Annotated in this window: 15 protein-coding genes; 11 read left to right on the top strand and 4 right to left on the bottom strand. The window is 68.5% G+C overall.

Going from position 1 to position 13,247, the window contains the following annotated elements:
- Positions 1 to 229 precede the first annotated feature (229 nt).
- The 4 genes from ACI2LW_RS24800 (at position 230) to ACI2LW_RS24785 (ending at position 2,881) form a co-directional block, all read left to right on the top strand.
- Positions 230 to 793: a hypothetical protein gene (locus ACI2LW_RS24800; RefSeq protein WP_404733392.1), complete on the top strand. Its 564-nt coding sequence runs from the start codon at positions 230 to 232 to the stop codon at positions 791 to 793.
- Between the two features lie 190 nt (positions 794 to 983).
- On the top strand, positions 984 to 1,310 hold the full coding sequence (locus ACI2LW_RS24795; RefSeq protein WP_404733391.1) for a hypothetical protein: 327 nt from the start codon (positions 984 to 986) through the stop codon (positions 1,308 to 1,310).
- Positions 1,311 to 1,686: 376 nt separating this feature from the next.
- Positions 1,687 to 2,418 (top strand): NUDIX domain-containing protein, encoded by a 732-nt coding sequence (locus tag ACI2LW_RS24790; RefSeq protein WP_404733390.1) that lies wholly within the window; start codon positions 1,687 to 1,689, stop codon positions 2,416 to 2,418.
- Positions 2,419 to 2,542: 124 nt separating this feature from the next.
- Positions 2,543 to 2,881, top strand: coding sequence for a MazG nucleotide pyrophosphohydrolase domain-containing protein (locus tag ACI2LW_RS24785; protein WP_404733389.1), 339 nt, complete (start codon positions 2,543 to 2,545; stop codon positions 2,879 to 2,881).
- A gap of 717 nt (positions 2,882 to 3,598) precedes the next feature.
- Here the strand turns inward: ACI2LW_RS24785 and ACI2LW_RS24780 are convergent.
- From ACI2LW_RS24780 to ACI2LW_RS24770, 3 genes are read right to left on the bottom strand one after another with little or no spacing between them, the layout of a single operon-like run.
- Positions 3,599 to 4,198 carry a hypothetical protein gene (locus tag ACI2LW_RS24780; RefSeq protein ID WP_404733388.1) on the bottom strand — a complete coding sequence of 200 codons (600 nt, stop codon included), beginning with the start codon at positions 4,196 to 4,198 and terminating at the stop codon, positions 3,599 to 3,601.
- Positions 4,195 to 5,379 carry an MAB_1171c family putative transporter gene (locus ACI2LW_RS24775; protein WP_404733387.1) on the bottom strand — a complete coding sequence of 395 codons (1,185 nt, stop codon included), beginning with the start codon at positions 5,377 to 5,379 and terminating at the stop codon, positions 4,195 to 4,197. Before ACI2LW_RS24775 ends, ACI2LW_RS24780 begins: the two co-directional genes overlap by 4 nt.
- A complete protein-coding gene (locus ACI2LW_RS24770) occupies positions 5,376 to 5,948 on the bottom strand; it encodes a secondary metabolite protein (protein WP_404733386.1) in 573 nt (190 codons plus the stop codon). The genes ACI2LW_RS24775 and ACI2LW_RS24770 overlap by 4 nt, the downstream gene beginning before the upstream one ends.
- A 583-nt stretch (positions 5,949 to 6,531) precedes the next feature.
- On the opposite strand from ACI2LW_RS24770, the gene ACI2LW_RS24765 reads away from it, so the two are divergent.
- On the top strand, positions 6,532 to 7,383 hold the full coding sequence (locus ACI2LW_RS24765; RefSeq protein ID WP_404733385.1) for a helix-turn-helix domain-containing protein: 852 nt from the start codon (positions 6,532 to 6,534) through the stop codon (positions 7,381 to 7,383).
- A 59-nt stretch (positions 7,384 to 7,442) separates the two neighbouring features.
- Here the strand turns inward: ACI2LW_RS24765 and ACI2LW_RS24760 are convergent, their stop codons facing one another.
- Entirely contained in the window at positions 7,443 to 7,883 is a 441-nt protein-coding gene (locus ACI2LW_RS24760; RefSeq protein WP_404733384.1) for a helix-turn-helix domain-containing protein, read from the bottom strand.
- A 742-nt stretch (positions 7,884 to 8,625) separates the two neighbouring features.
- Between ACI2LW_RS24760 and ACI2LW_RS24755 the strand changes: the two genes are divergently transcribed.
- From ACI2LW_RS24755 to ACI2LW_RS24730, 6 genes are all read left to right on the top strand, one after another.
- Positions 8,626 to 9,537 (top strand): helix-turn-helix domain-containing protein, encoded by a 912-nt coding sequence (locus tag ACI2LW_RS24755; protein ID WP_404733383.1) that lies wholly within the window; start codon positions 8,626 to 8,628, stop codon positions 9,535 to 9,537.
- A 2-nt stretch (positions 9,538 to 9,539) separates the two neighbouring features.
- Positions 9,540 to 10,232, top strand: coding sequence for a hypothetical protein (locus tag ACI2LW_RS24750; RefSeq protein WP_404733382.1), 693 nt, complete (start codon positions 9,540 to 9,542; stop codon positions 10,230 to 10,232).
- A 162-nt stretch (positions 10,233 to 10,394) separates the two neighbouring features.
- Positions 10,395 to 11,039 (top strand): WhiB family transcriptional regulator, encoded by a 645-nt coding sequence (locus tag ACI2LW_RS24745; RefSeq protein WP_404733381.1) that lies wholly within the window; start codon positions 10,395 to 10,397, stop codon positions 11,037 to 11,039.
- Complete coding sequence (locus ACI2LW_RS24740; RefSeq protein ID WP_404733380.1) at positions 11,036 to 12,646, top strand: hypothetical protein; 1,611 nt, start codon at positions 11,036 to 11,038, stop codon at positions 12,644 to 12,646. Before ACI2LW_RS24745 ends, ACI2LW_RS24740 begins: the two co-directional genes overlap by 4 nt.
- Complete coding sequence (locus tag ACI2LW_RS24735; RefSeq protein WP_404733379.1) at positions 12,643 to 12,834, top strand: hypothetical protein; 192 nt, start codon at positions 12,643 to 12,645, stop codon at positions 12,832 to 12,834. The genes ACI2LW_RS24740 and ACI2LW_RS24735 overlap by 4 nt, the downstream gene beginning before the upstream one ends.
- An 81-nt stretch (positions 12,835 to 12,915) precedes the next feature.
- Entirely contained in the window at positions 12,916 to 13,152 is a 237-nt protein-coding gene (locus ACI2LW_RS24730; protein ID WP_404733378.1) for a hypothetical protein, read from the top strand.
- Positions 13,153 to 13,247 lie beyond the last annotated feature (95 nt).

Genomic DNA, 13,247 nt, shown 5'->3' with positions numbered 1-13,247 from the left:
CAGACCCCAAGCCGTTCATCTGGACCAAGACCGCCGAGGAGATCCTCGAATCCCTCGCACGATTCTGCCGACGGATCTCCGGCGCAGGACACTAGTCCTGCCCCTCGAAATCCACGGATACACCCGGGCGATCGCGTTCGAGCGACGCTGCGAGGTACTGCACGCGCGGAAGTTCACGCATTGCGGATTCCTCCGCGCCCAGGGCGAACACGCCCGCCCTATCCCGGCCGTGGACCTCCTCGACGGCGAGCTGAAGCTCCGATTCGAAGACGGCACCCCCGCCTCGACGAAGGGATTGGAAGAGGCGCTGCGCGGGCCGCGCCACGAGGTCGCCACCGGGGTCACCATGGGGGCGGGCTTCTACTTCGGCTCGCTGCAGCTCTACGCGGCCACCACATTGCCAGGCTTCGTCCGTCTGTCCGCCCACCGGGACAAAGGCACGGGCGTCACCCAGATCGCGAAGGACGGCGATGCGCCGGCGATCCTCGGCGACGCCTCACTGGCCTACCTCATCCACGTCCAGACCCGGCACGGTGACAGCCCTGCCGAAAAGGAGTGGGAGTGGGTCGTCCATGCCTTCGGACAGCACGGCCCGCAGCTCGCCGAGCAGCTGGCGGCCACGGTGAGAGCCTGGGACCGCGACGTACGCACGAACGGCGGCAAGCAAAGCGACCCTGTCCTGACCGTTCACCCGGCTAGCACCCCCGACGGCCAGCTACCCGCCGGGGATGTCCTGGACAAGCCCCACAGCCGCCTCGTGTTCCAGTGGCCGGGCCGTGTGCCTTCACCGTAGACCCGGCCGGACGAAAGACGTGGGGCTGGCGCTGAAGCGCGCCGGACCGGGCCGGCCAGCTATGTCCGACATACGTGAGCCCGACGGAACCCCGGCTCACGGGCGTCGAGTCCCACCCCTCATCGATCCCTGCACCTGCTAGAAGCCTCCACGACCCTGCCGTCCGCATCCCGTTTCCTCGAGGAAATCCATGGCCGAGACGACCCGCCCCTCCGAACAAACCGAGCGCGAAATCTGCAACACCACACGCAGTCCTTCTGGTGACCCGGTGCTGGTGCACACACCGTCCCGCCTGGTGTCCGAGAGCCAGCAAGCCGACGGATCCGAAGCCACCGAACAGGCTGTCACCCTCCTGGCCCCAGAGATCCGAACCGGCCGATGCCAGTGCGGTGACATCGCATACGAGGTAAGCGGCCTCCCGGATGATCCCCATCTGTGCTCGTGCCCCCACGAAACGCGTATCTCGGGTGGTCCGGCCGTGCTCTGGGTGGGCTTCCACAAGGACGGGCTGACTTAGACCGGCCCCGGCGGCGAGCCCAATTGGTACTCGACGTGGCCCACTCTCCACCGCGGCTTCTGCCCCCGCTGCGGAACCCACCTGATCTCCGTCGCCGACAACTCGAACACCGTCATGATGACCGGGTTCAGCCTCGACGACCAACGCGGCATCGAGCCCGTCGGGCACTCGCATCGCGAGGACGCTGTGCCCTGGATGTCCATCATCCTCGCCCCTGTTCATCCATAGCCGCACCGGGTCTGCTCCCAAGACGGCGCCCCGGGATACTGCATGGCGTCAACCGCGAAGGATGAGCCCGACCCGCCCCGTGAACATCAGCTGATCCACGGCTGCGCCCTCCGCACCCGCCGGGTCTCGTCCTGGAAGGGCGCCTCCCATGCAACCCGTCCATCTTCCCGTCCAGTTCTTCGACGCACACCACGTCTCCTTCGCGGAACAGCCCCCACCAACCCTGTCAGCGTGGGAGCAGGGCGAGGTGGACCGGATCTGGCAGGAGACGACTGCCCGAAACCCGGCGGCCTTCGACGGCCCCTTGGTGGGGAGTTTGGGCGTCGACCTGCCCACGTCCGGCCAGCTCGTGGCGAACTGGGCACGCATGACCTACCGACACAGGGCTCTGCGCCAGCTCCGACCGCCCGAGCACGTACCGGGGGCGGTATTCGTCACCGTCCTGCTGCCGACCGAGAGCGGACTCGCCATCGGACGCGGTTCCTCCACCACAGCAACACCAGGCCGCTGGACCCTCCCAGGCGGATCAGCAGAACCCCCACCGGCCGGTCATGCCCTTGAACTGGAGGGGCTCCGCCAACACGCGGTCCGCGAACTGGCCGAGGAACTCGGTATCCACATGTCCGAAGAGGAACTGAGGCTGTGGACAATCACTCGCGGACGCCGGTTCGGCAGCCTCGGCTTCCACTTCCTGGCCCCACCGGCATCCAGCACATTCGTACGCCGCCGGCATGGGGACCTTGCCGCTTGTGAGTCCGATCATGGAGTAGGACCGGAACTCGACGCGGTCGCCTTCGTGTCCTCTCGTACCGAGGCCACCCGCCTCGGACCGGGCGCGGACTACCTTCCCCACGTGCTCGACCGATACCCCCCAGCCTGAACCGACTGCAGATCTCCCGCTCGTGCCGCCCCGGCCTGGTCCGTCCTCTGATCACGGGCATGCTGCCATTGCGGGGCGGTGGTCGGCCTCCCCCCTGCAGATCCACAGAAGGGACACAGTCGATATGGACCTCGACGAGCTGAAGCATCAGGCACTTCGCATTCACAGTCTGTACGACCGGCAGAACCAGCGCGAGCGGGGCCGCACCTGGACGCGCACCGACTTCATGCTCGGCTTCATGGGCGACGTCGGAGACCTGACCAAGCTCGTCATGGCCGAGGAGGGCACCCGAGATATGCCGGGCGGCCGGCCGGCACTGGAACACGAGCTTGCCGACTGTCTGTGGTCGGTCATCATCCTGGCCCACCTCTACGACGTGGACCTTGAGCATGCCTACACCCGCACCATGGCCGAACTTGAGGAGAAACTCACCACGGGGCATACGCAAAAGCCCCCCTCGTAACCGTCCTCGCGCACGCCCAAGGGCGAACCCGTCTCCGAAGAGATCCGCGCCACCGCCCGCAAGGCGCTGGGCCGAGGCTGCCGACATCGGCGAAACGCTCAGCTCCTCCCCCATTCTCAACCTCGAGGCCGACGCGCGTCCGACTGAGGGCGTCTCACGGTCCGGGGCGTGATGGTGCACCACCCCGCCACCCACCGTCCCGCCACGCCGCCTTCTACTGGCTCAACGCCCGCAACCGGGTGTGGCTCGCCCGCCGGCGCCTGCCCCGCCTCCTGATCCCCGTCAACCTCGCCGCCTGGGCCGCCGTCGTCCTCTGGCGTACGCGGGGATGCCCGCACTAAGCGCGTCCCTCACAGGCTTCATGGAAGGCGTACGCGGCGCGTGCGGGACACCGTTTGAGGCGTCACCGACTGGACAACCTGTTCGCCGGGCTCCGCCACGGCATCACGTCTACGCTGGCTCGCTTCCGAGCCATCAACGATGCCCGGACCTCAGCGTCGGGTCTCGGCTGGACATCGTCAGCCGGGGCCCGCGGCGAACCAGCTGGAACTGATGCGCATCTGCACCGTCATCGGCGCAACTGCCATCGTCGCCACCGCCACCGCCGGAGGCCAGCACGCCTTCGCCGCTGAGGGCCGCAGCACACCGGCTGCTGCCGCCCGATCCCACTCCAAGGATCGCCATCGCGCCTGTGGAAGCCCAGGCAGGTTCGGAGGGTTAGCGGAGCGCGGCGAAGACGACCGCGGCAACCGCTGACCCTAGGATCGTGCCGGCGATCACCTGCCCGGTGGTGTGGTCCCGCAGCTCGATTCGTGACCAGCCGACGACTGCGACCAGGGCGTAGCCGCACAGGGCCCAGGGGCCGTAGGTCTGAGCGAGCATGATGACGGCTCCCGCAGAGACGGCCTGGTGTACGGATATCTTCCAGGCCAGCGTGACCAGGGCGAGCGCGGCGAGTGTGGCGAGCATGCTGGCGACCAAGGCGATCAGGGCGCGGGGCGCGTGCAGCGTTGCCATAAGGGTGAAGCAGGTCAGCACGGAGGTCAGGATGACCGCCATCACCAGAAGCCGTGCCCGCTTCGCGCCGACGTTCCTGTCTCCCCATCTGCCTTTCTTGATGCCGTGGTCGATGAACAGAATGGGGATGACCGCGGCGAAGACCACCCCGACGAGGCTCCAGGCAACGCCGTTCCAGCGGTCGACGTGCCAGCCGACTGCGAGACAGATGATGACGATCCACGTCTTGGGGTGGAGCCGGTCGCTGATGGTACGGGCGATGTCCTGGCGGGTGGTCGGTGCTGTCGAAGTGAGACTCATGCGGGTTGCTTCCGGTTCTGTTCCTGGATCCTGGCTGCCTCGGCTCTGGCGAATGCCGCGACGCTGGGGCTGCGGTCGTAGGCGGCACTGACCTGGCAGGTCCACCGCAGTTCGGCCGCTGGGCTGAGCCCATCGCTTCCCGAGCGGGGATGCCCTCCCTTGTAGGGGCTGGAGGCGGGGGCGATGAGGGCTGCGGTCTTGAGCCAGGCGGCCTCGGCGACGGCGGAGCGTGCCCGTGTCGGATAGCCGGCTTCCTTCGCCATGTCGAAGGCGCGGTGTTGCAGGTCGGCGGGGACGTACTCGCGCAAAGCGAGGGTGGCGTCGCTGATCTCAACGAGCCGGCGGTGCAGCAACAGGCGGGTATGGGCTTGTCCGGGACTGATGGGCAGCACGACGGACGGTACGGCGTCGGTCAGTCCGTGCCACAGTGGATCGAGTTGTGGCAAAGCCCTTCGCTGCCGCAGCGTGGTGGCCGCGATCGAGATGGGCGAGAGGCAGCTTCCGGTCGTGATAGCGGCGATGGCGGCGACCTTGAGGACTGTCGACACTGTCTCCGCGCGGTGGACGTCAGCCGCCGTGGCGTCGCCGACGGCGACGTGGGCTAGATGGACGAGGCGCTGCAGGGCGTACAGGATGCCGATGCTGCCTCCGAGGCCGAGCAGGCTGTGCCCTGCGCGGATCCATCGGTCGTTGGAGTGACGGGCTGCGTGTACGAAGAGGATGGCCGTCACTGTCATGGCGGAGCCGATGTACAGGGTGAAGACCGCGACGTGCAGGAGCGCCCATCCGGAGAAGTCGTGGGCCACAATGATTTCGTCTGGGACTCGGGCGTCGTCAGGGGCCAGGCCGAACGCGGTAGCCATGAGTACCAGGCAGGCGGCTTCGAGCGCACGGCGGGAGCGCTGGAGGAAGCCTCGGGGGCGAACCACGGCGATGACGAATTCGAGGACCGCCGCGGCCGAGACGAGCCCGAGCATGTGCTTCAGCAGGTATCCGGTGCTGCCAACACCTGTCAGGGAGTCGATGCGAGCCGAGACTGCGGGCACCTCGAGTGTCATAGCTGCTGCGAGGCTCAGGAACGCCAGCGAAATGGCTCGCTGCTTGCGTGAGTGCCGCAGTGAAGGCGCCCGCCACAGGGCCACTGCCCAAAGCGTGGTGGCGACGATGACCTGGTGATTCATCGGCAGTTCCTGCGCGGGTGGACCATGGTGGCGTCCACACGGTCCAGCAGACCGTGATGTGAGGTGGAGGGTGCAGTCGGGAGCCGGTCCACGATCTCGCCGAGGATGGTCGCCGTCAGTTCGGCGTCGTGCTCCTGGTCGGTGGAGTAATTGGTCCGGCCGAAGACCGCTCGCACGCGGGTCGGCGCAATTTCTGGCGGAAGAGCTGCCAGAAGGGCTGACACACCGGAGTCACCCTTGTGGTTCAACAGCATGTGCGCGATCTCATGGAAGATGACCTGCAGGCGATGACGCTGGCTTGTAGCGGTGACGTGCCAGATGTGGTCCTCGTCGGGATAGGCGACCCACAGACCGCACGGCAGCCGCAGTCCATCGCTTTCGGGCAACTCTCGAAGGACCAGCCGCCGGCCGCGCTGCGCCGACAGCGCCTCGCAGAACGACTCAATCGTGAAGCGCCGCTGCACACGCACGCCGCGCAGGGCCTCCTCGCACATGCGCCACAGCTGCGACTCGCGCTCCCCCAACCCCGGTAGGTGCACGTGGCTTTCATGCCTGGGGCGAAGAAACATGGGTGGTCCTTAACTGCACGGTCTTGATCATCTATTCAGGACCGGCGGGCGACACACAAGTGCCCGCAACGGTTCCCGCCCCGAAGGCCACCGAACAACTCCGCGCGGCACTACGGCCGCAGGCGCACTTCAGCAACAAATCGGCGAACCGGTCGATGCCTGCGGTTCGGTATCCGGCCGGAGGGTCGAGAGCCGAACCTCCGTTTCACTTCCATCGTCGACTTAGCAACAAAAGGTAGCGGCCGGATCTTTGGCACCCGAAGGGAAGTGGGGAGTCTCACATGACGCGTGGTACACGCCACATAACTGCGAACCACCTTCCACTTCACCCGGAGCCCGCGCCTTCTGACTCTCAGGAAAGATCTTAGGTCACCGCACCATCCCACTTAAGCCCGAGATCAGAGAAGGGGAACTCACAGTTCCCCTTGCAGTACATAGACGACAGGCGATTGAGCAGTAAACGATCTCAGCGGCCGATCGGTCCGTTTTAGCCCGACTATTTCACCCTGCTAATCTTCGTCGCGGGGGGCCGCTGCCGAGGTTTCATCGCAACCTGTGACCCACATCTCAAGATCGACAAGCTATGCCTGCCAACCACTCCCCCCAGCCCGCGTCGCGTACGACCATTACGCGGATTCTGCGCCAGGCCCGGCGACGCATCGATCCTCGCGATATTCCAGGAGCTACCGCCATCCTGGACCCGCGAAGCAGCCCCGGCCTGACACAAGATGCGGTCGCTCAGTTGCTTGGCGTGTCCACCAAGTGGTACCGGAACCTGGAACTGGGCAAGCCTCTGAACTTCTCCAAGGCGATGCTGGAGGGGGTACGACGCCTTCTCGCCCTGACCGAGGACGAATGGGAGACCGTATGGCAGCTGACTTACGGCAGGCCGACGTCCGACGCCAGTGCAGAGGATCAGCCCGCCGGGGCCCGTCAGGCACCTCCGCTGGTCGTGAGGCAGTTCATCGAAGCGCAGCCCTGGCCCACTTACCTGCGAGATCACCATTGGGAGGTCTCGATCTTCAACCGTGCGGCCGGCCGCGAATTCCCGTGGATGCTGTATGGCACCAACGTGGCGGTCTGGGTGCTCACATACCCGGAGGCCCGTACCCAGCTCATCCGCTGGGAGGAAGACTGGGCCATCCCGATGATCGCCGAGCTTCGATTGGAGGCCGAGCGCCGGGGCAATGACATCGGGCTTCAAGCGATCATTCGCACTGTGCAGAGCGATCCCGTAGCCCGCAGACTATGGGACTTGCCCAACCTGCCAGCCGTATCCCACCCCAGCGCCAAACACCCTCGCATGCTGTATTTGCCACGGCAGGGTGCGCAAGAGTTTCAGATCAACGTTCTGACGATGAGGGTTGATGACATGCCGTCATATCGACTGACCGTCATCATTCCGACGCTCGATGAGCGTCTGCGTCACAGCTGACATGAGGGCAACGCCGCGGGCGCCAGAGATCGCTTGGTCTTCTTGCCGGCGCCCATTCGTCAGTCCGCGTCGAGCCCTTCGGCCTTGCGCGCACTCCGAATGACAGCAGCGACCATTCGCATGCTGTCCACGGAAAGCTCGCCGGCGCGGGCGAAGACGTCCTCAACGCCAGCCTTCTCCAGTACATCCAGGAGTTTCAGCCCCGCCACGACCCGGTCCACGTCCGCGCCGCTCATCTCCTTGGAGAAGTAATCCTTCTTCACCCCGAAGTGGTCGGCCAGGAGTTCAACCGTCTTCAGCGTGGGGTTCGGCTTCGAGCCCTGCTTCAGCTGCCGGATGGCACTCTCGGAGATCCCGGTGGCGCTCGCCACCTCGGGCACGGTGTAGGGGCGACCCGTTGCCGGGTTCTCCACGCCGTCGAACAGAGCGTTCAGTCTCAGCTTCACCCTGCCGGCTTCCAGAGGCACGTCCATGCCAGCACCGCTGCCCGTCTCCGACATGGCCGCCCACCTCCGCTCTCAGCATCGCTGCGCAGTGTACTCAAGTGCCGATTGCACAGCCAACCCTACCCCGCATCGGCACTTTAGTGTTGACAAGTCGCAGCTACTCCGACATAGAGTCGCCTCACTCGCCAGCACTAAAGTGTTGACGGGCAGGTCAGAGCCGTTCTTGTGACCCAGCGCACCTGGCGCAAGCACGTCGGCCGCACGCTACGAGGAGGTCTGTCCATGTCGCGCCGCACCCCGCGCCCAGTACGCGCATGTGTCATTCCTCGTCACGCTCTGCAACTACTACAGAGATTAAGAACCAACTCTGGATCTTGACACGGGTCCGTGCGTATGTTTCGTCGTCCCCCGGGCAGCCCGCCCGGGCTCCGCGATCGTGAGGAACACGGCAGGAACCGACGAACTCGTCCAGGCCCGCATACAGCGACGGCGCCCAGGAGCGGCTACTCCAGGACGCCGAACGCGTAGCGGCACGTACCGCCCCAGCCAGGGCCCGGCTAGGCCCGAAGGGGGCGGAGATTGCCCACCATCACCACGCTGATCCCTTTCCGACGGGCGCTTCAGCGTGGCAACACTGCAAAGGGGATTGTTACATGGCTCCCGCCCTGCGCAAAAGGCCGAGACCTCTGGCCTGCGCGGCACCCACCCTCGCCCCGGCGTCTCTCCGCCCCGACGCCCTGCATGGCACCCCGGCGTCCGTGAAGCGCCGGCCGAACGTCGTGGCCAGGGGTGGCCGATGAGCAGCGAGGCCCGTGAGTGGGTGTGGGAGCACAGCTCCAGCCGGGGCACGGCGCGGCTGGTCCTGCTCTCAATCGCCGACCGCGTCGCCGACGGCAACTGCGTCGCCTGGGCCTCGCTCACAAGTCTGGTCGAGCGGACGAACGCGAGCCGGACAGCAGTACGGGACGCGCTGACGGCGCTCGACAAGAGCGGCGAGTTGAACGTCCTGGACCACCTGGAGGGCCCCCAGCGCAGCACGGTCTACCGCCTGCCCCGGGCTGCCGCTTGGCTGGCCAAGGTCGCCACAGCCCAACGTGAAGACCCGGAGGCGTACGTCGAGCCGCCGACCGACTCCGACCCGGTGCCGGAGCTGGACGAGGAGGCCGAAAAGGACCTGCGGCGGTACGGGATCTGGCCCAAGAAGAGTACAGAATCCGGCACCTCCCGCCGGAATCCGACCGGTACGGGATCCGGCCCCTCGCGCCGGAATCCGCCCCCTCGACGTGCCGGAATCCGACACCAGCATGGTACGGAATCCGACCCCCAGAACCGTAGAGAACCTAAGTTGAACCGGAAAGGCAGCAGTAGTGGTGCTGCCGTCACCTCGGCTGCCGACTGGCGGGTCGACCCCGCCAGCCACACCTGGGCCCGCCAGCAGGGCCACCTCGACCGCCTCGGCGAGGACGGGCTGCGCGCCGCCGACACGAAGTGGCGTGCCCACCGCGCCGGGCATGCCCCCCGACCGACAGCTGCCTGGGCTGCCGACTGGCGCTCCTGGATCGCCCGGGAGCACGCTCCGGCCCGCCCGAACCTCTACGCCCTACCCGGAGGCGGGCCCGCCCCAACGGGCAGCATGACCCGCGCCGAGGCCCACACCGCCGCCCTCCTCGCCGCCCTCAACGAGCCGACGCCGACCGGAACGGAGTAGCCATGGACCGCCGCGAAACCGCCGCCCTGCTGGCCTACATCGGCCGACTCGACCCCCGCACCATCCGCACCGACCAGGGTGAGGCCCGCGACCAGCTTGCCCAGTGGCACGAGCTGCTCGACGAGGTGCCGCTGGCCACGACGCACGGCTGGGACGCCTGCGTCGTCGCCCGCCGCCACATCCGCGTCTCGCCGTACCAGATACTGCCCGCGGACGTCGCCCGGCCGTGGGAGAGCTACAAGCGCGACCGCCTGCACCGGCACACCGACCCCACCCCGTCGGCCGACCCGGACGACCAGGCGGCCTGGACCGCCGAGCTGGTCGGCACCCGCCGTGCCGTCGCAGCTGGCACCGCCCAGCCCGTGCAGTACAGGCAGCTCGCCGGACGCCGGGTCAGCCCGAGGCTGGAAGCACGGCTGAAGGAGGTGGGCTCCTGCATTCCGCCGGAGGCCCGCACTGCCCTGGCGCCCTTCCGCCGCGCCCGCGCCGCCCGCGAGGAGGCCCTCGCCCAGGGTCAGCCCGATGCGCTCTCGGTGCGCTGCGACTGGTGCGAGGCACCGGTCGGCGAGCCGTGTCGCCGCCGACGCGTTGACCCCGACGGCTTCGCACGCGGCAACGCGGTGCGGGCAACCTCGCATCACTGCCGCCAGGACCTCGCCGCCGCCCAGCAGGCTCATCAAGCGGCGATGGCCTGACCGGCCCGCCCAGTGGTGCACCGCACCTGGTGCACCCGCGCAACGCCACCGTCCCGCCCCTGTTGCGGCGCTCCTGTCCCGCGCCGCAGCAGGCACCCGACGCCGCGTCCACCCACCGCCAGCCCTCCAGCCGGCCGACGCGGCAGCACACCGGAGACTCCCTTGCGCCACATCACTACCCACACCTCGCCGGCCACCGGCCTGCGCAGCGTCGGTGACACCAGCTGGCAGCCCCAAGGCGCATGCCACGGCATGGACCCCGAGGACGCCGATGCCACCTTCTTCCCACTGCCCCGGGACCACGAGGCCATCGCCGACGCCAAGGAGCTGTGCGGCCTGTGCCCGGTCCGCCGCGACTGCCTCAACTACGCCCTGGAGAATGACCTCAAGGAGGGCGTCTGGGGCGGGTTGACCGCAGCCGAGCGCCGCCCCTGGCACGACGGCCTGCCTCGCCGCCTCGACTACAGCCGCGTGGTCGCCTTCTTCAACGGCCGCGACGTCCACCTCACCGAGGCCGAGCGCCAGGTCGTCATCGACCACGCCTACGTCCGCGGATGGCGACCCGGCCGGCTCGCCGCCGCCCTGCAGATCAGCACCAAGTACGCCAGAGACCTGCTGCGGCAGGCCGCCAACAAGGTCTTCGACCGCGACCGCACCCTGGGCGTGCCCAGGCGGAAGAACGCGCAGAAAAAGACCGCGCCGGCCAAGAGCAGCCGCCCTGCAACCGTCCGGCCCGCCACACAATCGCCCGTCTCCCGCCCGGTGGCGTCGGCCTCGGCGCACGCCCCTCTCGGAAAGGCCGCATGACCCACCCTGTCCTGTCCCTCGGTGCCGGCCCCGACCTGTACCTCCTGCTCGCGCTCGGCGTCCCCGCCGCCGCGCTCGCCCTGGCCCGCCGGGCATTCCGGCGGCAGGCACGGCACCCGCAGAAACGACTCGGCAGTACCGCGGTCGTCGTCTCCGCCCTGGCCGCGCTCGGCTGCACCGCCTACAGCGCCGACACCTCCTGGCGCTTCGCCGCCGACTACCTCGACATCGCCGGCACCGCCGAACGCGCCAGCATGTTCGCCGCCGCCGAACTTGGGCTCTTCGCAACCGCGCTGATGGCCCGCCAGAACCTGACCACCCAGGGAGCCCCGGGGCTGCCAGGCACCCTGGTATGGGTCATCACCGGAGTCCAGGTGATCCCCGCCTACGCCGAGAGCGGCCCCGTCGGCGGCACCGTCCGCGCCTTCGTCGGACCGGTCATGGCGGCCATGCTCTGGCACCTGGCCATGGGCATCGAACTGCGGCTGCGCACCCCGGGCGCCGCCTCCCACGGCCTGATCGCCACCCTCGGGCGGGAGGCACGCGAACGGCTGCTGTCCCGGCTCGGCATCGCCGCCCGTGACCGCGACGCCGCGCAGATCACCCGCGACCGTGCCACTGCCCGCGCCGTGGCCCTCGCCACCCGGCTCGCCGAACTCACAACCGAGCAGCGGCAGAGCCGACGGGGCCGCCGCCTGACCCGGCGGCTGTCGAAGGCGATCGGCCGGGCCTCCGTCGGCACCGACCCGTCCCAGCGCGCCGCTCTGCTCGCCCAGCTCGCCGCCCGCCGGCACGCACTCGCGCTCGCCACGGTCCCGCTGCCCTCCCCGTGGTCCCCACCTCACACCGGCGAGGTGGCGACCATGGTCCCCGCCGCGAGCGTCGAGATCAGCTCGGTCCCCAACGACGGTCCCCGCACCGTCGTCGCTCGCAACGGTGACCATGGACTGCAACCTCACCGGGGACCGGAGACCGCGAGCGCCGAGCGGCACGCGGGGACCGGGGACCGTGAAGCGGGGACCGCGGACCGTAACTCGGGTCCCGGGACCCACGAGCCGGGGACCGGGGCAGCGAACCCGGAGTCCCGTGAGGAACGCGAGAGCCGCTCGGGGACCGGCCTCCCTGTGAATGAAGCACCGGCACAACGGCCTGAACCGCACCGGGGACCGGGGACCGCCGAGTCGGGGACCGGCACCAACGGGGACCGGGGACCGACCGACACGGGGACCGACACCACCGGGGACCGGGGACCGACCGACACGGGGACCGACACCACCGGGGACCGGGACCACAAGATTCCCCTACGCCGGACGCCGACCCCGAAAGCGAGGGGGAAGGGCAAGCACAGTGGCCGGTCCCGCAGCCCGCAGGCTCAGCGTCCGCCGCGCGAGCCGGAGCAGGACGTCGACCAGCTGGTCGAGCTGATCCGCCCCCATGTGCCCGCGCTGCTCGAACGGGACGGCAACGAAGCGGTGACCCGGGTCCAGCTCAGGGAGATCATCCGCCGCGAAAAGCTCCCCGGCGGCCGAAACGACCGACTCAGCCTGGTCCTGGCTGCCCTGCGCCGCCCGAACAGCACCACTACGACAAGGAGCACCACCCGATGAGGACCTGTCCGCAGTTCGCTGCCCTCCGTGAGGAGTACGAGCGGGAGATCGGCTACCTGAGCGCCCATTCCCAGCGGCATGTCGGCAAGCCGTCGGCGAAGGCCAGTGCGACGTATGCCGCTTCGACGAGGGCGCGGATGGCCCGGGCGCTCAGCGGCCACGTAGGACGCTGCCCCGAGTGCGGCTGAGCCCGCAAACCAGCAGGTCCCCCTGTCACCTGCGGTGGTCCGGCGCTCGCCGGGCCACTGCCCCGTACCGAGAGGCACCACATGATGCCCCGTCCCACGCCTCCGTCCCAGCACATGGCCACCGAGGCGGCTGCCCGGGCCACCGTCCTGGTCCGCCGGCACCTCGTCCACGCCATGGTTCCCGTCCCGATCGGCCAGTGGCTCGTCCAGCAGAAGCCGAACGGGCCGGTCCAACTACTCGAAGGACCGGCCGCCGTCCTCGATCTGGCCGCCACAATCCAGCGACAGCTCCGCACGGCGAGGTCCGGCAGCCGATGACGAACCCGAATCAGGACAGCACCACCCCGGAACCTGCTCGAGACCTCAACTCGGCTTGGGCGCGAGCAAGTTATCGGCCAAGACACTCTTCCCCG

The organism is Streptomyces sp. NPDC004065 (genome assembly GCF_044903565.1).
In the GTDB taxonomy this organism is placed as follows: domain Bacteria; phylum Actinomycetota; class Actinomycetes; order Streptomycetales; family Streptomycetaceae; genus Streptomyces.
Note: the sequence above shows the minus strand (reverse complement) of the source record. Positions and strands in the feature narration are given on the sequence as shown.